Source organism: Haliea sp. (assembly GCF_040221975.1).
GTDB lineage: Bacteria > Pseudomonadota > Gammaproteobacteria > Pseudomonadales > Halieaceae > Haliea.
The window spans coordinates 196,226-216,125 of record NZ_JAVJWR010000031.1; the positions used below are offsets into that span (position 1 = coordinate 196,226).

Below are 19,900 nucleotides of genomic sequence, written 5' to 3' on the forward strand. Positions count from 1 at the left end.
CCAGGACCACGCACCGAACCCGGTTCATGACGATTGCTTCCGCGCATCCCTGATGAACATGGCGGTACCGCGCAAGTCGACCTCGAACAACTCTGTGGCCCGGATCAGGTCGCCCAGCTTCTTGTAGCCGTGGTTGATCGGGGAGAACGAACTGTTGTTGGAAATGTAATGCGCCACGGCGCTCATGTGCGCCCAGCCATCGTCGTCCGAGGTCTGCTCCACCGCGGTACGCAGCAGTTTCACCAGCGCCGCATCCTGCCGCAGTTCGTTGCGGCTGCGCTTCGCCGCCTGCTTGGGACTGTCCGGCTTGTCCTCGCGGCCGGGCACCAGGTTCTCCGTATAGATGAATGTGGAACAGGCATCGACGAAGGGCTGCGGGGTCTTCTTTTCCCCGAAGCCGAACACCGGCAGGCCGCTTTCCAGGATTCTCAACACCAGCGGGGTAAAGTCGCTGTCGCTGGTCATCAGGGCAAAGGCGTCGATCCGGTTGCTGTAGAGCAGGTCCATGGCATCAATGATCATCGACGCATCAGTGGCATTCTTGCCCTTGGTGTAGGCGAACTGCTGGACCGGCCGGATGGCGTGGGGATGCAGCCGCTCCACCCAGCCGGACAGGGAGGGGCTCTTCCAGTCGCCATGGGCGTGGCGCACATTGACCATGCCGTGCGTGGCCAATTCCTCCAACACGCCTTCGATGGCATTGTGACTGACGTTGTCGCAGTCGATGAGAAGCGCTATCCGTTTTTGTTCCGCCACTGCTCACTCCCGGTTGTCCGCACAGGTAAACTCCCCGCCTGCAAGGGGCATGGTAGCCCGCGTGCGGCAGCCATCAGTCAATCGCAACCGCAGAGTAGCGCTCTGTCACCCGCATTTCACCCCCGGGGAATTGCACTGTCTGCTGCCGCAGATGCGGCAGGCCCGCGGCGTCCAGTTCCAGCCGCGCGGTGGCGGCCGGGGTGCCGGCAACGGTGATCGCGAAGGAAAGTGCCGCGGGCTCCTCGGAATCGGTGGCAAAGTCGCCCACGGCAACCCAGTCCCGGACGCCACCGTCGGCGTGGTCCGGGGTGGCGTCCGCGAGCAGGCGCGCCAGGTTGTGCAGCAGGCCCATGCGGGTCAGGCCGATCAGCACGGCCTCGGCCAGATGCTCGGACCGCGGCTCGCCAACAAGCTCATCTCCAGAACCCAGCGCCATGGATGTATCGGTGGCGGAGAGGATTGCGGATACCTGCTGGCCAGCAAACTCGCCCCACAAGGACAGGAGCATGTTGTGCGGGCGAGGCGTGGCGGTGCCAACCCTCAACTTGCCCTGCAGGTCCGCCGCCAGGGCACCTTCGGCGGTGATGTGGAACTCCAGGCTCACCGAATCCGCGGCCAGCAGGCGCGCTTCCAGCCGCGCAAACGCTTCGGCGGGCTCCCCTGCCGGACCCTCTGCCCGCACCGGCAGGGACAGGAGCGCGGAAGACACTACGGCACACGCGGCGAGACGACTCAATGCAAAGCGGTGTTTCATGCCGGTGCCCTCCCCGGTTCAGATCACGGCAATATCCGCCAGATCGCCCTTGCTCTCCAGCCAGGCCTTGCGGTCGCCGGCGCGCTTCTTCGCCAGCAGCATGTCCAGCATGCTGTTGGTGCCGTCGCCCGCATCCAGCACCAGCCGCACCAGGCGCCGGGTATCCGGGTCCATGGTGGTCTCGCGTAGCTGCAACGGGTTCATTTCCCCCAGCCCCTTGAAGCGCTGGACGTTGACCTTGCCCTTTTTCTTCTCCGCCTCGATCCGGTCCAGCACCCCTTGCTTTTCACTCTCGTCCAGAGCGTAGTAGACCTCCTTGCCGACGTCGATGCGGTACAGCGGCGGCATGGCCACATACACATGGCCCGCGGCCACCAGCGGCCGGAAGTGGCGCACGAACAGGGCGCAGATCAGGGTGGCGATGTGCAGGCCGTCGGAATCGGCGTCCGCGAGAATGCAGACCTTGTGGTAGCGCAGGCCGGTAAGGTCGTCACTGGCCGGGTCCATGCCAATGGCGATCGAGATATTGTGCACCTCCTGCGAGGCGAGGATTTCCTGGGAGTCCACCTCCCAGGTGTTCAGGATCTTGCCGCGCAGGGGCAGGATGGCCTGGAACTCGCGGTTGCGGGCCTGTTTGGCCGAGCCACCGGCGGAATCGCCCTCGACCAGGAACAGCTCGCCGCGGGTCGGGTCCTCGCCGGAGCAGTCCGCCAGCTTGCCCGGCAGGGCGGGGCCGGAGGTGACTTTCTTGCGGGTCACCTTGCGCGCGGTGCGGAGCCGGTTCTGGGCGCTGTTGATGCACAGCTCGGCAATGCGCTCGGCCTCCCCGGTGTGCTGGTTCAGCCACAGGCTGAAGGCGTCCTTGGCGACACCGGAAACAAAGGCCGCGGCTTCGCGTGAGGACAGCCGCTCCTTGGTCTGGCCGGAGAACTGCGGGTCCTCCAGCTTCACCGAGAGGATATAGCAGCAGCGGTCCCAGATATCGTCCGGCGCCAGCCGCACACCCCGGGGCAGCAGATTGCGCAGCTCGCAGAATTCGCGCACCGCGTCCAGCAGTCCGGTGCGCAGGCCGTTGACATGGGTGCCCCCCTGAGCGGTGGGGATCAGGTTGACGTAGGATTCGGCGATCACCTCGCCGCCCTCCGGCAGCCACTGCACTGCCCAGTCCGCCGCCGCGCTGCTGCCGCTGAAGCTGCCGACAAAGGGCTGCTCGGGCACACAGGGGTAGTCGATGGTGGCGTCGCAGAGGTAATCGGTGAGCCCGTCCTCGTAGTACCATTCCTCGGTCTCGCCTTTCTTCTCATCGAGGAAGGTCACCCGCAGGCCCGGGCACAGCACCGCCTTGGCCCGCAGCACATGCTGCAGCCTGGGCACCGAGAAGTTCACCGAATCGAAGTACTGCCCATCGGGGGTAAAGCGGATGGAGGTGCCGGTATTGCGCTTGCCACAGCTGTCGATTACCGCCAGGTCACTGGTTTTCTCGCCCCCGGCAAAGTTCATCCGATAGACATTGCCGTCGCGGCGGATGGTGATTTCCAGCGCCTGGGACAGGGCATTGACCACGGACACGCCAACCCCGTGCAGGCCACCGGAGAACTGGTAGTTCTTGTTGGAAAACTTGCCGCCGGCGTGGAGGGTGCAGAGGATCACCTCGACCCCGGGCTTGCCCTGGCCGGGGTGGATATCCACCGGCATGCCGCGGCCGTCGTCGCTGACGCTGATGGCGCCGTCGCGATGCAGGATGACGTCGATCCGCGTGGCGTGTCCGGCCAGGGCCTCATCGACGCTGTTGTCGATGACCTCCTGGGCCAGGTGGTTGGGACGGGTGGTGTCGGTATACATGCCGGGGCGCTTGCGCACCGGCTCCAGTCCGGTCAGGACTTCGATGTCTTCCGCGGTATAGTTGCTCATTCCTGCCTGTGGTTTCCTGCAGCTGGGTTGTTCGGGGCGGGTCATTGTACCTCACCAGCAGCGGGCGCTTGCAGACTGTTGTGCAGGGATGGCTACAAGTAGCCCTGGGAATCCAGGTCCACCCGAAAGGAGACTCCCTCGACCCGCGATATGCCGGATTCGATCTCGCCATCCGCGCGCAATTCAAGCCAGCGGTAGCCGGGCGCTGCCGCATCGGCCTTGAACACATCGCTGCCGGGAGCAAACTGGACGCAGGTGGAAGGCGAGGCCATCAGCTTGCGCCCCTGCCAGACGCGATCAACCTGCTGGTGGATGTGGCCCCAGAGAATGCCGCGCACACCGGGGTATTGCGCCAATACCGCAAACAGCTCATCGGCATCCGCGACCATCTGCTCATCCAGCCAGCGGCAGCCGATGGCCACCGGCTGATGATGCAGGCAGACCAGGCTGAACAGCTGCTCGCGGGCGGCTTCATCCAGCGCCTCCCGCAGCAGCTGCAGCTGGCCCTGGCCCAGCCGGCCACCGACCTGCCCGGGCACCTGGGAGTCCAGCATCACCAGCTGCCAGGGACCGAGGCGGATATCGTTGCTGAGCAGGGTGCCGTCGACATCGACCTGGTCCATTTTGACGCGGTCGTCGTGATTGCCCGGCAACCAGAACTGGTCCGGGCACAGCCCGGCAAAATAGGCGCGCAGGCGCTGGTAGGCCTCCAGATAACCGTGGTTGGACATGTCGCCAGTGCCCAGCAGGACATCAATTTGCGGCTGTTCGCGGCGGGCCAGGGCTATCACTGCCTGCAAAGAGTGGTCGGTATCCATCCCCAGCAGGCTGCCGCCGCGTTCGCGGCACAAATGGGTGTCGGTGAGCTGCAATACGCGCACTGTATCGCCACTGACAGCGACACGGTGACAACGACGACGAGCGGCGGACGCGGTCATTCCTGAAGCCGTCAGGAACCGGCGCGCCGGGGTATCACCGGATGTTGCGCACGGCCATTGGCGAGACAATGCTCCAGCCAGTCGCCGAGAAACTGGTTTTGCTGCAGCTTCTCGTCCTGCTGGAACATGTGGGCATTGGGATAGGCGTAGCGCGGCTGGATCCGGCGATGAGCCTGAAACGACCCTACTTCCAGCATGCCGGCATCGTGATAGGCGCGAACATCAATGATGAGGCGCCTGAGCCAGCGCGCCTCGCCGTGACTCTGGTGCAGGCGGAAGAATGTCGTGTAGCGGCTGCGCTCAAGAACCTCAAGACGAATGCGGGCCTCGGCGACTGCAAACTCGCGGGCGTTGCCCTGCTCATAGTCGGGGAACAGGCGCAACAGGCGCGCATAGTTGGCCTCGCACAGGGAATGCAGGCGCGCCAGATCCATTTTGTAAGGCCGTTTTCTGGCCCTCTGTACGGTCATTTTTGTTCCCGGGTTGTGGGGAGGCAATACCGCTGCCGGACAAGTATCGACTACCGACCTGACCCACAACGAGAACCGAGTGTAGCATTTGTACTGGCAAAAACAGCGAGTATATTACCCGTTTTGCGACGTGGTTAACGCATGCGCAGCCGCACGCGGGCTGCTACACTCGCAATCGATATTTACCCCCGAATATTTGAGGATTCAGGATGAACAAGACAGGAGCCGCACTGCTGGTGCTGGCACTCTCCCTGGGTATTGCGCCGGCAGGGGCTGAGTCCCTGCGCGACATCTACGAACTGGCGCTGGCCAATGACGCCCAGCTCAAGGCCGAGGAAGCACAGTACCGGGCCAACCTCGAGACCGAGAAACTCGGTCTCGCCGGGCTGCTGCCGCAGGTAAGCGCCAACTACGACTATACCGATCGCGACCAGAGCAATATCGGGGAAAGTTTCTCGGTGGATGGCGGCCTGGACGGCGGGGTCACCGCGGTACAGACCCAAACCGACATCGACACCAGCCGCGAAGGCTACCAGATCAGCCTGAACCAGCCCCTGTTCGACCTGCCCGCCTGGTTCACTTTCCAGTCCGGCAAGGAATTTAGCCGCCAGGCAGAGGCAACTTTTGCCGCCAACCAGCAGAACCTGATCGTACGGGTGGCGGAAGCGTACCTGTTGGTCTTGCGGGCGCAGGACAACCTGGAGGCATCGCGGGCACAGGAGCGCGCCTTCGACCGGCAGCTGGAGCAAACCCAGCAGCGTTTCGAGGTGGGCCTGATTGCCATCACCGACGTCTACGAGGCGCAGGCTGCCCGCGACCTGGCACAGGTCAACCGTATCGTTGACGAGAACAACGTGGCGGTTGCGCTGGAACGGCTCTCGGTATTGACTGGCCGGGAGCACAGCAACCTGAATGTGCTGGAGGAAGACTTTACCGCCACACTGCCGGAACCCGCCGACCGCACGGCCTGGGTAGATTTTGCCCTGGAAAACAATTTCAACCTGCAGGCTGCACGCTACGCGGAAGAAGCTGCGCGGCAGCTGGCCAGGGCCAACCAGATGGAGCATGCGCCCAGGCTCAGCGGCAGTTACAGTTATTCCGACTACGATACCGATGGCACCCTGCTCCGGACTCCATCAACCGGCTTTGACACCTCACCGAACAGTGAGCTCGATGAAAATACCTGGCAGATCCGCCTGGATGTGCCGCTTTTCAGCGGCGGGGCTGTCAGTGCCAACCGCCGCCGGGCAGCACAGGAGTTCAACGTTGCCCGCGAAAACCGCATCAATCTCTCGCGCAACACGGTCACCAATGCGCGCTCGCTGCACATGACCGTGGTCAGCGATGTGTCGCGGGTGGCGGCCCGGGCGCAGGCGATTGTGTCCTCGCAGAGCGCGCTCGATGCCACCCAGGCCGGCTATGAAGTCGGCACCCGCAATGTCGTGGATGTGCTGAATGCCCAGAACACGCTGTTCGCTGCCCAGCGCGACTACGCCAACAGCCGCTATGACTACATTCTCAATACCATGCGCCTGAAAGAACAGGCTGGCCTGCTGAGTCCCGAGGATATCCAGGCACTGGACGCAGTGCTGGTACCGCCGCCGGCGCCCACCGCAACCACCTCTCCCTGACCGGGCACAGGGCCGGGCCCGAGCCCGGCGCACAACAACCCATGATTGCAGATCTTCCCACCGACATTGACGCCATCAAGGGCTTTCTGCTGCCCGCGGAAGCCGACGCCCTCTATCGCTGGGCGCTGGCAGGGAGTAAAAGGGGGCCGCTGCTGGAAATCGGCAGCTACTGCGGCAAGTCCACGATTTACCTGGGCCTGGCCGCTCGCCAGCACAACAGCACGGTCTTCGCCCTGGACCACCACCGCGGTTCAGAGGAGCATCAGCGCGGGGAGATGTTCCACGATCCCGACCTGTATGATGGGGAGCTGGCGATTGTGGATACCTTCCGCGAGTTTCGCCGCAATATCAGTCGCGCCGGTCTCGATGAAGTCGTGGTACCCATCGTCGCCGGTTCCGCCGCTGCGGCCCGGCACTGGCAGACGCCGCTGTCGATGTTGTTTATCGATGGCGGCCACAGCCTGGACGCCGCGCTGACGGATTACCGCTGCTGGGCCAGCCACCTGCAGCGGGACGGGATCCTCGCCATTCACGATATCTATCTCGATGCAGCCACGGGCGGGCAGGCACCGCGGGCCATTCATCGCCTGGCATTGCAGTCCGGGTTGTTCACCCATTGCGAACAGGTCGACAGCCTGGCTATCCTGCGCAGGCTGTGAACGAGCGCTACTGATCCCGGCGCAGACGTTTTTCTGCCGCCCCCGAGGACGCCTGCAACAGCTCTACCCGGGTAAACAGGTTGGCGGCTCCGGTGAAGCCGGTGAGGGCATCGGCAGCCAGCAAAATCGCCGCGGCGGTCCAGGTCGGCTGCTCTTCCGGCCACAGCAGATCCTCCGCGAACTGATAGCCGGTCCAGTAGGCGCCGTCATCCGTGCGCCACTGGTGCAGCCAGCTGTACAGTTCTACCGCCCGCGCATGGTCGCCCGCGGCCAGCAGCGCCATGACCAGCTCGCAGGACTCCGCCACGGTAACCCAGGGTTCGTCCGCCACGCAGCGGCAACCGAGGCCGCTGTGCACGAATTCGTCCCAGCGCGCCGCCAGCCGGACCCTGGCCGGGGCACCCTGCAACGCACCGCTGAGCACCGGGTAGAACCAGTCCATGGAGTAACGCGCCTTGCTCTCCCAGGTGCGGTCAAAGCGCTCTGGCCGCGAGCGCAGGGCCGCACCGAGTCTGGTGCGGGCCGGGTACCAGTGCGGGCGCTCATTACCGAGGGTAACCGCAATATTGCAGGCACACTCGAGGCTCTTGTAGATCGAGCTGCAACCCGTGACCAGCGCATCCGGCAGCCGATTGCCCGCAGTATCCACGGCCCAGTCGATCTCGCCGTGAGCACTCTGCAGCGCGAGCACGAACTCTATCGCGCCATCAACCACCGGCCACATTTCGCGCAGAAAGCCAGCGTCACCGGTTATCAGATAGTGATGCCAGACCCCGGTGGCAACATAGGCGACAAAATTGGTTTCCCGACGGTGGTCGTTGTCGACGATCGCGCCCCGGTAGGATGCCCACCAGCTGCCATCGGGCAACTGCATGCTTGCCAGCCACCGATAGGCACGCACCGCGGCCGCGTGCTCGCCGCCGATGGACAGGCCCATGGCCGCCTCGACATGGTCCCAGGGGTCCGTGTAGCCGCCGCTGAACCACGGGATCTCGCCGCTGGGTTTCTGGGTTGCCAGCAGGAAATCCACAGTGGGCCGCAGAAACTCCTGCGGGAACAGGCCGCGGCTGAGATAGAGCCCACTCACAGGCTGGCCTGCTGGCGAAAATAGAATACGACGCTCTTGCCCATGAACGGGTTCAGCAACTTCTCCAGGGTCCGGGTCAGCCACGGCGCGCGCAGCAGATCCCAGACCAGCAGCCGGTGATATTGCCGCACCAGCCACTGCTGCTCACCCTCGCGCCAGAACAGGCAGCGCAACCACCAGTAGGGGCCATGGAGGGCGTGGGCACCGTGGCGGTGGAAACCGACGAAACCCAGCTGCTCGATCTCCGCCCAGAGGCGCTCGGCGCGGAAGATCCGCAGATGCCCGCCCGGAGTCTGGTGATAGCGCTTGCTGAGGGCCCAGCACAGGCGCTCTGGCCAGCGCCGCGGCACACTCACACAGAGCTGGCCGGCTGGCTTGAGCACCCGGCGGATTTCCCGGAGGGCGGCGCGATAGTCGGGAATGTGCTCCAGTACCTCAGAGCAGATTACCTTGTCGAAGCTGGCATCGGGAAAGGGTAGTGCCAGCGCCGATGCCACGGTGAGATCCAGTTGCTTGAGCCCATTGCCCGCCTCCTCGACCCCGGCGAATCGCGCCTGCGCTGTTGCCAGGTCCCCGGGGGACAGATCGACCCCGACCGCATGCACCTCACCCAGCACGTAGGCGGCAATTGCGTGCCGGCCCTCGCCGCAACCCAGATCCAGGACACGCTCCCCCGAATGCAAAGGAAAGTACCTGAAATCAACGGTTTGCATCGGCGATAACCTTGCGATAGTAGTCGTCCATGGCCGCTGCACAAACCTGCCAGCTAAAGCGCTCCAGGATGCGCTGGCGCCCCGCGACTGCCAGCTGCTCACGGCGCTGCGGGTTCTGCAGCAGGGACTCGATCGCCTGCTCAAGGGCGCTGGCGTCACGGACCGGAACGATGATGCCCGCGTCGCCTACCACTTCCGGTAGCGCACCACCGTCGGTGGAGATCACCGGCACCCCGCAGGCCATGGCCTCGCCCGCCGGCAGACCGAAGCCTTCATAGATGGAAGGAACCACGGCCATGCAGGCCTCGGCGTAGTAGCGGACCATTTCCGCAGTGGATATGCCGCTGACAAAACGAATATTGCCGGCGATCCCCAGGCGCTCGACCAGGCGTTCCGTGCGCCCGCCAGGCTCGGGCTTGCTGACCAGCAGCAATTCCAGCCCGGGGTGGCGCGGCAACAGGCGGGCAAAAGCCTGCAACAGGTAGCGCAGCCCCTTCAGTGGTGCATCGGCGGATGCCGTAGCCATGATCCGCAGGGGCTTGCGGGGCACCTCGGGGAGGGGGCGGAACTCCTCCGTATCAATACCGTTGTGCACCAGGGCGATCCCGGCCGGCTGCAGGCCGAAGTCCCGGGCGATATCCTGGCGCGAGTAATCGGAGACCGTTACCACGTGGTGCAACTGCTTGATCACCTTCCTCTGCATCAGCAGGAACGAATGCCAGCGCCGGATCAGCAGGCGCTGGTGCCAGCGCCGCGCAGCACTCAGGGCGATCCGCAGATCGCTGGTAATGGGGTGGTGTACCGTGGTCACCAGCGGCAGTCCCATGGCCTGCAACTCCACCATGCCGTGGCTGAGGCTCTGGTTGTCGTGGATCAGGTCGTAATCCTCGCGGTGACGACGCAGGTAGCGTACCGCGCGACGCCCGAAGGTATAGGGCTCGGCAAACCCTCCGGTCAGCTTGCTGGTCCACTCGATGATATTGCTGAGTGATCGCAGATGCCGTGGCCGCAAGGACCAGAGGCCGTTTTCATACAGGTCCAGGCTCGGCAGCTTGATCAGCCGCACCCGGGGATCGACCTCGGGGTAGGGTGGACCGGAAATCACGTCCACGCTGTGCCCGGCATCCACCAGCGCCTTGCTCAGGTACTTGATGTACACGCCCTGGCCGCCGGCGTGCGGCTTGCTGCGATAGCCCAGCAGCGCGATGCGCAGCGGAGGGCGCTGCCGGGCCAGCGCCGCCGGGATGGGCGGAATCGCCTCCGCCACCGCGCTGGCAGCCGAATCACTCACTGCTGTGTCCAGATGCCTGATAGCGGCGTCCCTTTTTTGTCAGACGGAGAGGGTGTGGGCGCGACACCACGCAAGGTAGACAAATGCGCAGCGCCCAAGACCGGAATTCTAGCAGCGAAATGCGCCGCAGCACCAGCCCCGCAACCCCTTACCAGAGCCCAATGGCTGCGGCTTATCGTAATTTGGCTACCGTTTCCCGTATAATCGCCGCTTTTCCATCGACCGGGGTTGGTATGGAAACGACCAGGTACAAAGGCATTATCCTCGCGGGTGGGTCGGGCACCCGGCTGCATCCGCTGACCAGCACCGTCAGCAAGCAATTGATGCCGGTGTACGACAAGCCGATGATCTATTACCCGCTGGCGACCCTGATGCTGGCGGGTATCCGCGACGTCCTGATCATTACCACGCCGCGGGACCAGGCCGCCTTCGCCGATCTGCTGGGCGACGGCAGCCGCTGGGGCATCAGTATCAGCTACACCGTGCAGCCCAGCCCCGACGGGCTCGCCCAGGCATTCCTGCTGGGGGCGGACTTTATCGGCCACAATCCGGCCGCCCTGGTCCTGGGCGACAATATTTTCTACGGTGGCGGCTTCACCCAGAGCCTGCGCAGCGCCGCCCGCCGGGAGCACGGCGCCTCGGTGTTCGCCTATTATGTGCAGGACCCGGAACGCTATGGCGTGGTCAGTTTCGATGCCGCCGGCGTAGCGGTCGACATCGAGGAAAAACCGGCCCGACCCAGGTCCCACTATGCCGTGACCGGTCTGTATTTCTATGACAACGATGTCATCGACATCGCCCGCGGTATCCGCCCCTCCGCCCGCGGCGAACTGGAAATCACCGATGTCAACAAGGCCTACCTGGCCCGCGGCGACCTGCGGGTGGAAGTGATGAGCCGCGGCACCGCCTGGCTGGACACGGGCACCCACAACTCGCTGCTGGATGCCGCCAACTTCATCCGCGTAGTGGAGGAGCGCCAGGGTCTCAAGATTGCCTGCCCGGAGGAAGTCGCATTTCGCATGGGCTACATTGACGCCGAACAGCTGCTGGCGCTGGCGGCGCCGCTGGAGAAAAGCGGCTACGGCCTGTACCTGCGGCAACTGCTGGAGCAGGATGGAGTGTTGAGCAATGACCTTTGAGCCAACGCCCCTGGCGGGCCTGTACCTGCTGCAACCGAAAGTATTTGGTGACGAGCGCGGCTTTTTCCTGGAGAGCTGGAACGCGGAGACCTTCCACCAGGCCGGCTTCGATCTCGACTTCGTCCAGGACAACCACAGCCGCTCCGCCCGGGGTATCCTGCGCGGCCTGCACTTCCAGACCGAGCAGCCCCAGGGCAAGCTGGTGCGAGTGACCTCCGGCGCCGTATTCGATGTCGCTGTGGATCTGCGCCGCTCCTCAGCCACTTTGGGCCAGTGGTACGGGGTGGAACTGAGCGCGGCCAACCACCGGATGCTGTGGGTGCCCCCCGGCTTCGCCCACGGTTTCTATGTGCTGTCCGAGTACGCCGACTTTCAATACAAGTGCACGGACTACTATCACCCGGCCAGCGAAGTGTCCCTGGCCTGGGATGACGCCGCCGTGGGTGTCACCTGGCCGATCCCCGCAGGGGAACAGCCGCGCCTGTCGGCCAAGGATGCAGCGGGACTGGCCTGGGCGGAGCTGCCGCTGTTCGACTGACACCCCGGCAACGACTTGTCGTACCCCAACCGAAAAGGAGCCATCATGGCCAGGGATTATTTCCAGCTGCAGGGCAAGACCGCGCTGATTACCGGCGCCTCCAGTGGACTCGGCGTGCACTTTGCCAGGGTACTGGCCGAGGCGGGGGCAACTGTCATCCTGGCGGCGCGACGTGCGGACAAGCTGGCAACCGAAGTCGCTGCCATCCAGGCTACCGGCGCCCGGGCCAGCGCCGTGGCCATGGACGTCACCGCTCCCGCCAGTGTCGACCGCGCGTTCGCCGAGATCACTGGCTCTATCGGCAACATCGACATCCTGGTCAACAACGCGGGCGTCGCCGACGATCCGATCCGGTTCCTGGATACCGGTGAGGAGGAGTGGCAGCGGGTAATCGACACCAACCTCAACGGCGCGTGGCGCGTGGCGCGGGCCGCGGCCAGGCACATGGCCACAACAGGCACCGCAGGCAGTATCGTCAATATCGGCTCGATCTATGGCTTGCGCACCGGGGCGATGAAGGTTGCCTACAACGTGTCCAAGGCCGGTGTCGTGCAGCTCACCAAAGCCATGGCCATCGAGCTGTGCCGGCAGCAGATCCGGGTCAACGCCCTGTGCCCGGGCTGGTTCCTGACCGACATCAACCGGGAATACTTTGAAAGTGAGCGCGGGGAGCGCTATATCAAGACCATCCCGGCGCGGCGGATGGGCGCGATGGAGGACCTGACCGCGCCATTACTGCTGCTGGCGAGCAATGCGGCCGGTGGCTACATGACCGGCACCGTGCTGACGGTTGATGGCGGCATCGCCGAAGCGCCGATCTGAGCGACCGCAATGGCCAGAGCATGGTTAGCGCCATGACTCTCCAGCCCGTCCTTAACTAGCCAGGCAACAGGGGCCGCCACCAAGCTTCGTTGGCCAGATACCAGTCGATGGTGCGGCGAATGCCGGTCTCAAAGGTCTCGGCGGGGGCGTAGCCCAGTTCCCGACTGATTTTGCCCGCATCGATGGCATAGCGCCAGTCGTGGCCGGCCCGGTCCTCGACAAAGCGGATCAGGTCCCGGGCGCGGCCACCGATGGCTGCCGGCGCCCGGGGAAAACGCGCCGCCAGCGTACCTTCAGCATGAAACCGGCGGTCCAGCTCATCGCACAGCAGCTCCACAATGGCCAGGTTGCACCACTCGTTGTTGCCACCGATGTTGTAGGTTTCGCCGACGGTCCCGCGCTGCAACACCAGATCGATGCCGCGACAGTGGTCCTCCACATAGAGCCAGTCGCGGATATTGCTGCCGTCGCCGTAGACCGGCAGCGGCAGACCGCGGAGGATATTGGTCAGGCACAGGGGGATAAGCTTTTCCGGGAAGTGCCAGGGGCCGTAGTTGTTGGAGCAGTTGCTGGTGGTCACCTGCAGGCCGTAGGTGTGGTGACTAGCACGCACCAGATGGTCCGAGGCGGCCTTGCTGGCGGAGTAGGGCGAGTTGGGCTGATACTGCTGGGCCTCGTGGAAACCCGGGGCGTCCGGTGCCAGCGAGCCGTAGACTTCATCCGTGGACACATGGTGGAAACGGTGCGGCAGCGGCTGCGCGCCGCCCAGCCAGTATTCCCGCGCCGCCTGCAACAGGCTGTGGGTACCGACGATATTGGTTGCAATAAAGGCGTCGGGGCCGGTAATGGAGCGGTCGACATGGCTCTCCGCGGCAAAATGTACCAGCGTGTCGACCCGGTGCTCCCGCAGGGTGGCAAGCACTTGCGGGTAATCACAGATATTGGCGTGCACAAAGTAGAAGTCCGGCGAGCCCTCCAGGCCGGCGAGGTTGGCGCGATTGCCGGCATAGGTCAGCGCATCCAGGGCGACGATGCAATCTCCGGGATAGCGCTGGCGCCAGTAATGGACAAAATTGGCACCAATAAAGCCGGCGGCGCCGGTAACCAGCAGGGATCTAGCCATCGCCGTGTTCCTTGAGATCCTGCAACATGGCACGCAATTGTACCCGCCAGTGAATCGGCGCAATACCCAGTTCCTGCCAGCTCTGCTGCTTGTCCAGCACGCTGCAGGCGGGTCGCCGGGCCGGCGTCGGGTACTCGCTGCCAGGGATTGGCTGCACGGCAGGGCTGCGGGACAGCAGTCCCGCGGCCAGGCCCTCCTCGGCAATCGCGACCGCGAAGTCATACCAGCTGCAGACACCGGCGTCGCTCCAGTGGTAAACGCCCTGTAGCAGGGGCCTGTCCACCGCGGCCCAACAAGCCTGCGCCAGGCCCCGGGCCCAGGTCGGGGTGCCAATCTGGTCGCAGACCACGCCCAGGCTGTCCCGCTCCGCCATCAGACGCAGCATGGTCTTGACAAAATTGCTGCCAAAACGCGAGTACACCCAACCGGTGCGCACGATCAGCGCCCGGGGATGCGCCGCCAGCACCGCGCGTTCCCCTTCTAGCTTGCTGCGTCCGTAGGCCCCCAGGGGAGCCGGCGTCGCAGCGGGCGCGTAGGGACGGCCGGACTCGCCATCAAAGACAAAATCGGTAGAGACATGCACCAGCCCGGTGCCGGTGCCGGCACAGGCGGCGGCCAGGTGTCCCGCACCTTCGGCATTGACCTGCAAGGCCAGTGCTTCCTCGCCCTCCGCCCCGTCCACTGCGGTGTAGGCTGCAGCATTGATGACCCAGTCCGGGCGCAATTCGCCGAAGACATGGCGCACCTGTTCCGGTTGGCTGATGTCCAGCGCAGCACGGTCCAGGCAGATCAGCGTGACGGCTGCGGGGGCCGCAAGCTGCAGCTCGCGACCGAGCTGACCGCCGGCGCCGGTGATAAGGACAGTGGGGTTCACGCGAGCTCCTTTGTGGGCGCGGCGCTGGCCGCGACGAAAAGCGCCCTATGGTAAAGGCTGACGCCAGGGATTCCCAGCTTCTGCTTCAGCGAGCCCGCCAGCAGTAGCGCCGGGTACCGCACTACCACAGGGGGCGTTGCTGCCTGCCTCGGATCTGCAAGCAACAATTTGTGATTTCCCTGCTTTGTCGCTATTCTCGATGATGAAAAGTCAAAGCTGGAGAAAGGCCATGCCAAATCTGCTCTGCACTGCTTCCGGGCGCAGCGTGTACCGCGCACAGATCATTATTGGACTTGCCGCGCTGGCAGCGGGCAATACCGCCTGGGCAGGCACACCCTCGGGCAGCATCACCCACGGCCCGCTGGCGGCGACCGCGGTACCGGCAATGAGCGGCTTTGCGCTGATCCTGCTGGCGGCGCTGATGCTGGTCGTCGTGGCGCGGGTGATCAAGTCCAGGCAACTGAGCGGCGCCCAGTTCATGCTGGCAGCGCTGGTAACCGGCGCCATCGCCAGCGGTGCCAGCGGCATCAAACTGGTGTCGGAGGCCTATGCACTGCCGGCGTTCAATTCGGTCTCCCTCAATGATCCTGCAGGCGGCACCCTGCCCCTTGATCCTGGTGAAAACTGTGTCAGCAACAACACCGGGATAGCCCAGCAGATTCTCGACATTCAGCTCAGTGGACTGATTGCCAACAACGGCGGCGAGGCCAATGTCGGTGCGCCCAGTTTTGAATGTCCAGAGGCTGGCATGGTCAATGCCGGCCTGGTGCCGGTGCCGGAGTGCTCCGACAGCCCCTCCACGGTACTGCAGCCCGCGGAAACCTGCGCCGTATTCAATGGCATCATCCCCGGCTGAGGGTATAGCGCTCCCGGCACCACCGGGAGCGCGATCACTGTCCCTGTGGCAAGCGGAACGTCATGTCATCCGTGGTGAACTGCCAGTAGTGAACCGTTTCCAAGCGCAGCTCATCAATCCCGCGATAGTCGGCCTGCAACCATACCGGGCCCAGATGCGACAGGGTCAGTTCGTCGCGATAGACCGGATCACCTTTGCGCCAGCCCTCCACCACCAGAGTCTCGCCCTCGGCCTGCTCCCAGGCGACGCCGAAATAGGCGCCGACAAAATCGAATAGCTCGCCCGGGCGCAGGCTGGTGACGGTGGCCGGATACCCGGAGCTGTTGTAACCGACCCCTTCGCCGCTGGCGAGCACGTTCACATAACCCGGCCCCCGATAGTACTGGTTGTGGATGGCGAGCAGGTAGTCGAAAGCCAGGCCACGATAGCCCACCGGCAGCTTCTCGATCACCGAGCGCTCCAGCTCGTCGAAATCCAGCACCATTGGCGCCGGCAGCGGTGTCGCGGCATCGCGGTGCCGATTGAGCGATCCCAGGACCACGGGCGCATCCCGCACCGCGAACCGGTGCAAGGTATCGCCGGCGTGACCCGTTGCCGCTTGCAGCTGCCAGTCGCCGGTATGGGCAGGGAAGCTGAAACGACCCTCCGCATCCGCGGTTACCGCGCTGCGGCTGCCGTCCGGCGCCACAGCCACCAGCGCCCCGGCACCCGCCGCCTGGCGGCCGCTCACCGCAAGCAGCGGCGCCAGCCCGATGACCGGTGGCGGCGAGGCAGTGACCATCCCGGCGGGCGTGCCGGGGCGCTTCTCGAACCGTGCGCTGTGGGAGCCGCTGCCGCTGGAGACCTCCCAGCCCGGAGGCACCTGCAACTCAAAGCGGTAGTCGCGGCCGGGCTCGCCGATATCGGCACTGGCATTGTTCAGGTGAACACCAAAGTTGGCGTAACCGTTGATGTTGGTGCGGGTCATGCGCAGGCTGCCATCGGGCCGCTCAAGCAGGATCGCGACTGCGGCCATCGGCACATCACCGGGGTCGAGTACACCGTCCCGGTTGCGATCCCGGTAGGCAAAAACAGATAGGTTCATGGTGCCGGGGCTATCCTGCTCCCAGTCGCGGCGGGGATACCAGTCGGTATCGCGACGCGTGTCGGCAACAGCAGCGGGAGCGGGCGGCGCGGTCACCGCAGGCGGCCGCTCGAGGAATACGTACCAGAGCAGGCCCGCCGAAGCGACGAAGATCAGGACAGCAATGATGGTTCGGTTCATGCCGGACTCCAGGGCAGGGTTTGCATATGCGAATGGTAGCGTTCATTATCCTGCCCGAAAAAGCAGGGGACGGGTTATGGAAATAGCATCAATCAAGGACTTTTGGCAGCTGCTGGTAGAAGTCTGGCAACAGGGTGTGTACGGCGTGGATTTCGTCCACATTCTGGTAGCGATATTGATATTCCTGCTTGCCCTGGCATTTCGCAACCTGTTCACGCGCCATGTACTGGGAGCCCTGCAGCGAGCGGCGGAGAGAAGCCATACCCAGTTCGACGACCTGCTGCTGGACGCCATTCGCAGGCCGCTGCGCTTCGTGCCGGTTGTGCTGGGTGTATTCTTCGCCACCAGCGTACTCAAGGTGGATGAGGCGCTCGCCACCTTTTTCTACAACATCAACCGGTCCCTGGTTGTCTTTACCCTGTTTTGGACTTTTCATCAGCTGACCGGCCCGCTGGGCGAGGTATTGCACAGGACCAATAGCTTCCTGACCCAGGCCATGATCGACTGGATCGTCAAGATAGCCAGGGTATTGTTCATCATTGTCGGCGCAGCCACCATCCTTGAGCTCTGGGGCATTGCCGTCGGCCCCATCATTGCAGGCCTGGGGCTGTTCGGCGTCGCTGTCGCCCTGGGGGCACAGGATCTGTTCAAAAACCTGATCGCCGGCTTCTTCGTCATTGGCGAACGCCGCTTCCAGCCCGGAGACTGGATCAATGTCGAGGGGATTGTCGAGGGTACTGTTCTGCAGATCGGCTTCCGCACCACCACCGTACGCCGTTTCGACCGGGCGCCGGTCTATGTCCCCAATGCGAGACTGGCTGACAACGCCGTCACCAACTTTTCCCGCATGACCCACCGCCGTATTCGCTGGATGCTGGGACTGGAATACAGGACCAGCCTCGAGCAGCTCCGGCAGATTCGCGATGCCATTGAACACTACATCCTCAACAGCGAGGAGTTTGCCAAGCCCGAAGAGGTCGCCACTTTCGTGCGCATCGACTCCTTCAACGACAGCTCGATTGACATTCTCCTGTACTGTTTCACCCGCACCACGGTCTGGGGGGATTGGCTGGAGATCAAGGAGCGCCTGGCCTGCAAGATCAAGGAGATTGTCGAGGGTGCCGGCGCCGGCTTTGCTTTCCCGAGCCGTTCCCTGTATCTGGAAAACCAGCCGGATGCGCCCGAGCTGTACCCGCTTTCACCGCCACCCGAGGCGGCGAAGGCAGAGCCCGTGAAGTAGCGGTGGCGCCCTGCCGCCGCGCTATTGCTCAGGCGGTCAGGCGCTGCTGCAACCATTGCCCGAGATCTTCCAGCACCTGCAGACGTTCCGGCTCGTTGAAGATTTCGTGGTACAGGCCGGGATACAGACGCAGGGTGACATCGTCGGAACCGACCCCCGCACTGAAACCCTGTGAGCCAGCGGGCGCCGTCATCACATCCGCTTCGCCGTGCAGCAGCAGCAGCGGCAGGGTAATTTCCGCGCGGTGCACATTGACCTGCTCCATGGTGGCAAACAATTCCGCCACCAGCCGCGCGCTGACCTTGCCGTGGTGCACCAGCGGATCGGCCTCGTAGGCAGCAACCACATCGGGATCCCTGCTGACCTGGCTGGCGTCGAGCTTGAGCATGCCCAGTGTGGGCCAGAGACGGGCGAGCACACGATTGAGCCACAGCAGCAGTGGCGATGGCGGCTCGGCTACCGCCAGGGCAGGTGCGGACAGGGCCGCGCCAGCAAACTGGTCCTGGGCATCCAGCAACAGGCGGGCGGCAATCAGACCACCGAGACTGTGGCCCAGCAGAAAGCAGGGGGCCGAGGGATACCACTGGGCAATCAGTGCCCGCAGTTGCAACAGGGGCTGCAGAAATTCAGCAAAACTGCCAATGTGGGCCCGGTGGCCCGGGGAGTGGCCATGGCCAATATGGTCGGGGGCAACAACCGCAATGCCCCGGGCGCGGAAGAAGTCGGCGAGCCCCTGGTAGCGACCGCTGTGCTCGCCGAGGCCATGGGCCAGCAGGATAACGCCGCGAACACTGCCGCTGGCGGGCCAGTGGCGATAAAACACGCCGTCGGCAAGCCTTGCGTGCTGATCATTCATGGGCAACCCTCGTCCCTGCAGAGGACACCACGCCGTCAGGCAACAGGCGTGAGCCACTCCGGGTGTTGCGGCCGGTTGCCGCGCACTGAATCAAAGTACATGGCCTGCAGCTTCTCGGTGAGCGGGCCGCGGGAACCGGTTCCGATCTGGCGACCGTCGAGCTCCCGAATCGGCACTACCTCGGCAGCGGTGCCGGTGAAGAAGGCCTCGTCAGCGATATAGACCTCGTCACGGGTGATGCGCCGCTCACGGATCTCGTAACCGAGCTCCGCAGCCAGCGCGAAGATCGTGTTGCGGGTAATGCCGTCAAGGCAGGAAGTCAGGTCCGGCGTGAAAATATGGCCGTCGCGTACCACGAACACATTCTCGCCGCTGCCTTCGGCCACATAGCCCTCGTTGTCCAGCATCAGCGCTTCTTCCGCACCGCTGTCCAGCGCCTCGCGCAGGGCCAGCATGGAGTTTATGTAGTTGCCGTTGGCCTTGGCCTTGCACATGGTGATATTGACATGATGGCGGGTATAGGACGACGTGCGCACCTTGATGCCGCGGTCGCGCGCTTCCGGATCCATATAGGAAGGCCATTCCCAGGCCGCCACCATGACATGCGTCTTGAGGCCGTCGGCCCGCAGGCCCATGCCCTCGGAACCGAGAAAACACATCGGCCGCAGGTAGGCCTCGTTGAGACCGTTTTCCCGCACCACCGTGCGCTGGGCCTCGTTCAGGGTGTCCTTGTCCCAGGGCATATCCATGCGCAGGATATGAGCCGAACGAAACAGCCGGTCGGTGTGCTCCTTGAGCCGGAATACGCAGGTGCCGCGATCAGGGGTCCGGTAGGCACGCACACCCTCGAACACGCCCATGCTGTAATGCAGGGTGTGGGTCAGGACGTGGACCTTGGCTTCGCGCCACGGCACCAATTCGCCATCCAGCCAGATTACACCATCCCGATCCGCAAAATTCGGTGTTGCACTCATGTTC

Annotated in this window: 20 protein-coding genes; 7 read left to right on the forward strand and 13 right to left on the reverse strand. The window is 64.1% G+C overall.

Translation table 11 applies throughout. The annotated features are described in order from the left end of the window. Nucleotides 1-24 precede the first annotated feature (24 nt). From RLO07_RS13835 to RLO07_RS13855, 5 genes are all read right to left on the reverse strand, one after another. Nucleotides 25-756, reverse strand: a complete 732-nt coding sequence (locus tag RLO07_RS13835) for an NYN domain-containing protein (protein WP_462292716.1) — start codon at nt 754-756, stop codon at nt 25-27. 73 nt (nt 757-829) lie between these two features. Then, nucleotides 830-1,510 (reverse strand): hypothetical protein, encoded by a 681-nt coding sequence (locus RLO07_RS13840; RefSeq protein WP_462292717.1) that lies wholly within the window; start codon nt 1,508-1,510, stop codon nt 830-832. Nucleotides 1,511-1,528: 18 nt separating this feature from the next. Then, complete coding sequence (gene parE / locus RLO07_RS13845) at nt 1,529-3,421, reverse strand: DNA topoisomerase IV subunit B (RefSeq protein ID WP_462292718.1); 1,893 nt, start codon at nt 3,419-3,421, stop codon at nt 1,529-1,531. 92 nt (nt 3,422-3,513) lie between these two features. Further along, a complete protein-coding gene (gene cpdA / locus RLO07_RS13850; protein WP_462292719.1) occupies nt 3,514-4,359 on the reverse strand; it encodes a 3',5'-cyclic-AMP phosphodiesterase in 846 nt (281 codons plus the stop codon). A gap of 11 nt (nt 4,360-4,370) precedes the next feature. Then, nucleotides 4,371-4,829 carry a DUF1249 domain-containing protein gene (locus tag RLO07_RS13855; protein ID WP_462292720.1) on the reverse strand — a complete coding sequence of 153 codons (459 nt, stop codon included), beginning with the start codon at nt 4,827-4,829 and terminating at the stop codon, nt 4,371-4,373. A gap of 209 nt (nt 4,830-5,038) precedes the next feature. Here RLO07_RS13855 and RLO07_RS13860 point away from each other — a divergent pair, with 209 nt between their 5' ends. Further along, nucleotides 5,039-6,460: a TolC family outer membrane protein gene (locus RLO07_RS13860; protein WP_462292721.1), complete on the forward strand. Its 1,422-nt coding sequence runs from the start codon at nt 5,039-5,041 to the stop codon at nt 6,458-6,460. A gap of 41 nt (nt 6,461-6,501) precedes the next feature. After that, complete coding sequence (locus tag RLO07_RS13865) at nt 6,502-7,119, forward strand: class I SAM-dependent methyltransferase (protein WP_462292722.1); 618 nt, start codon at nt 6,502-6,504, stop codon at nt 7,117-7,119. A 7-nt stretch (nt 7,120-7,126) separates the two neighbouring features. On the opposite strand, the gene RLO07_RS13870 is transcribed toward RLO07_RS13865, so the two are convergent. The 3 genes from RLO07_RS13870 to RLO07_RS13880 are packed head-to-tail and all read right to left on the reverse strand — an operon-like array spanning nt 7,127 to nt 10,210. Further along, nucleotides 7,127-8,206: a prenyltransferase/squalene oxidase repeat-containing protein gene (locus tag RLO07_RS13870; protein ID WP_462292723.1), complete on the reverse strand. Its 1,080-nt coding sequence runs from the start codon at nt 8,204-8,206 to the stop codon at nt 7,127-7,129. After that, on the reverse strand, nt 8,203-8,919 hold the full coding sequence (locus tag RLO07_RS13875; protein ID WP_462292724.1) for a class I SAM-dependent methyltransferase: 717 nt from the start codon (nt 8,917-8,919) through the stop codon (nt 8,203-8,205). The genes RLO07_RS13870 and RLO07_RS13875 overlap by 4 nt, the downstream gene beginning before the upstream one ends. Beyond that, nucleotides 8,906-10,210: a glycosyltransferase family 4 protein gene (locus tag RLO07_RS13880; RefSeq protein WP_462292725.1), complete on the reverse strand. Its 1,305-nt coding sequence runs from the start codon at nt 10,208-10,210 to the stop codon at nt 8,906-8,908. Before RLO07_RS13880 ends, RLO07_RS13875 begins: the two co-directional genes overlap by 14 nt. A gap of 233 nt (nt 10,211-10,443) precedes the next feature. Between RLO07_RS13880 and rfbA the strand changes: the two genes are divergently transcribed. The 3 genes from rfbA to RLO07_RS13895 are packed head-to-tail and all read left to right on the forward strand — an operon-like array spanning nt 10,444 to nt 12,709. Next, a complete protein-coding gene (gene rfbA, locus RLO07_RS13885) occupies nt 10,444-11,349 on the forward strand; it encodes a glucose-1-phosphate thymidylyltransferase RfbA (RefSeq protein WP_462292726.1) in 906 nt (301 codons plus the stop codon). After that, a complete protein-coding gene (rfbC, locus tag RLO07_RS13890; protein WP_462292727.1) occupies nt 11,339-11,887 on the forward strand; it encodes a dTDP-4-dehydrorhamnose 3,5-epimerase in 549 nt (182 codons plus the stop codon). The genes rfbA and rfbC overlap by 11 nt, the downstream gene beginning before the upstream one ends. Before the next feature lie 45 nt (nt 11,888-11,932). Further along, nucleotides 11,933-12,709 carry an SDR family NAD(P)-dependent oxidoreductase gene (locus tag RLO07_RS13895; protein WP_462292728.1) on the forward strand — a complete coding sequence of 259 codons (777 nt, stop codon included), beginning with the start codon at nt 11,933-11,935 and terminating at the stop codon, nt 12,707-12,709. A gap of 55 nt (nt 12,710-12,764) precedes the next feature. On the opposite strand, the gene rfbB is transcribed toward RLO07_RS13895, so the two are convergent. Continuing rightward, the gene (gene rfbB / locus RLO07_RS13900; protein WP_462292729.1) at nt 12,765-13,832 is read right to left on the reverse strand and encodes a dTDP-glucose 4,6-dehydratase; all 1,068 of its coding nucleotides are present in this window, start codon (nt 13,830-13,832) and stop codon (nt 12,765-12,767) included. Then, entirely contained in the window at nt 13,825-14,706 is an 882-nt protein-coding gene (rfbD, locus tag RLO07_RS13905; RefSeq protein WP_462292730.1) for a dTDP-4-dehydrorhamnose reductase, read from the reverse strand. Before rfbD ends, rfbB begins: the two co-directional genes overlap by 8 nt. Before the next feature lie 229 nt (nt 14,707-14,935). Here rfbD and RLO07_RS13910 point away from each other — a divergent pair, with 229 nt between their 5' ends. Next, nucleotides 14,936-15,562 (forward strand): midcut-by-XrtH protein, encoded by a 627-nt coding sequence (locus RLO07_RS13910; RefSeq protein WP_462292731.1) that lies wholly within the window; start codon nt 14,936-14,938, stop codon nt 15,560-15,562. Nucleotides 15,563-15,596: 34 nt separating this feature from the next. Here RLO07_RS13910 and RLO07_RS13915 read toward each other — a convergent pair whose 3' ends face one another. After that, the gene (locus RLO07_RS13915) at nt 15,597-16,826 is read right to left on the reverse strand and encodes a hypothetical protein (protein WP_462292732.1); all 1,230 of its coding nucleotides are present in this window, start codon (nt 16,824-16,826) and stop codon (nt 15,597-15,599) included. Between the two features lie 76 nt (nt 16,827-16,902). On the opposite strand from RLO07_RS13915, the gene RLO07_RS13920 reads away from it, so the two are divergent. Then, nucleotides 16,903-18,066 carry a mechanosensitive ion channel family protein gene (locus RLO07_RS13920; RefSeq protein WP_462292733.1) on the forward strand — a complete coding sequence of 388 codons (1,164 nt, stop codon included), beginning with the start codon at nt 16,903-16,905 and terminating at the stop codon, nt 18,064-18,066. A gap of 28 nt (nt 18,067-18,094) precedes the next feature. On the opposite strand, the gene RLO07_RS13925 is transcribed toward RLO07_RS13920, so the two are convergent. Both RLO07_RS13925 and RLO07_RS13930 read right to left on the reverse strand, forming a co-directional pair. Beyond that, nucleotides 18,095-18,922, reverse strand: coding sequence for an alpha/beta hydrolase (locus RLO07_RS13925; RefSeq protein ID WP_462292734.1), 828 nt, complete (start codon nt 18,920-18,922; stop codon nt 18,095-18,097). 35 nt (nt 18,923-18,957) lie between these two features. Beyond that, the gene (locus RLO07_RS13930) at nt 18,958-19,896 is read right to left on the reverse strand and encodes a branched-chain amino acid transaminase (protein WP_462292735.1); all 939 of its coding nucleotides are present in this window, start codon (nt 19,894-19,896) and stop codon (nt 18,958-18,960) included. Nucleotides 19,897-19,900 lie beyond the last annotated feature (4 nt).

Coding starts and splice junctions, on each gene's coding strand:
- RLO07_RS13925 (WP_462292734.1), bottom strand. CDS start 18,922: ATGAATGATCAGCACGCAAGGCTTGCCGACGGCGTGTTTTATCGCCAC.
- cpdA (WP_462292719.1), bottom strand. CDS start 4,359: ATGACCGCGTCCGCCGCTCGTCGTCGTTGTCACCGTGTCGCTGTCAGT.
- rfbC (WP_462292727.1), top strand. CDS start 11,339: ATGACCTTTGAGCCAACGCCCCTGGCGGGCCTGTACCTGCTGCAACCG.
- parE (WP_462292718.1), bottom strand. CDS start 3,421: ATGAGCAACTATACCGCGGAAGACATCGAAGTCCTGACCGGACTGGAG.
- rfbA (WP_462292726.1), top strand. CDS start 10,444: ATGGAAACGACCAGGTACAAAGGCATTATCCTCGCGGGTGGGTCGGGC.
- RLO07_RS13840 (WP_462292717.1), bottom strand. CDS start 1,510: ATGAAACACCGCTTTGCATTGAGTCGTCTCGCCGCGTGTGCCGTAGTG.
- RLO07_RS13860 (WP_462292721.1), top strand. CDS start 5,039: ATGAACAAGACAGGAGCCGCACTGCTGGTGCTGGCACTCTCCCTGGGT.
- RLO07_RS13920 (WP_462292733.1), top strand. CDS start 16,903: ATGGAAATAGCATCAATCAAGGACTTTTGGCAGCTGCTGGTAGAAGTC.
- RLO07_RS13910 (WP_462292731.1), top strand. CDS start 14,936: ATGCCAAATCTGCTCTGCACTGCTTCCGGGCGCAGCGTGTACCGCGCA.
- RLO07_RS13930 (WP_462292735.1), bottom strand. CDS start 19,896: ATGAGTGCAACACCGAATTTTGCGGATCGGGATGGTGTAATCTGGCTG.
- RLO07_RS13915 (WP_462292732.1), bottom strand. CDS start 16,826: ATGAACCGAACCATCATTGCTGTCCTGATCTTCGTCGCTTCGGCGGGC.
- RLO07_RS13865 (WP_462292722.1), top strand. CDS start 6,502: ATGATTGCAGATCTTCCCACCGACATTGACGCCATCAAGGGCTTTCTG.
- rfbB (WP_462292729.1), bottom strand. CDS start 13,832: ATGGCTAGATCCCTGCTGGTTACCGGCGCCGCCGGCTTTATTGGTGCC.
- RLO07_RS13875 (WP_462292724.1), bottom strand. CDS start 8,919: ATGCAAACCGTTGATTTCAGGTACTTTCCTTTGCATTCGGGGGAGCGT.
- RLO07_RS13895 (WP_462292728.1), top strand. CDS start 11,933: ATGGCCAGGGATTATTTCCAGCTGCAGGGCAAGACCGCGCTGATTACC.
- RLO07_RS13855 (WP_462292720.1), bottom strand. CDS start 4,829: ATGACCGTACAGAGGGCCAGAAAACGGCCTTACAAAATGGATCTGGCG.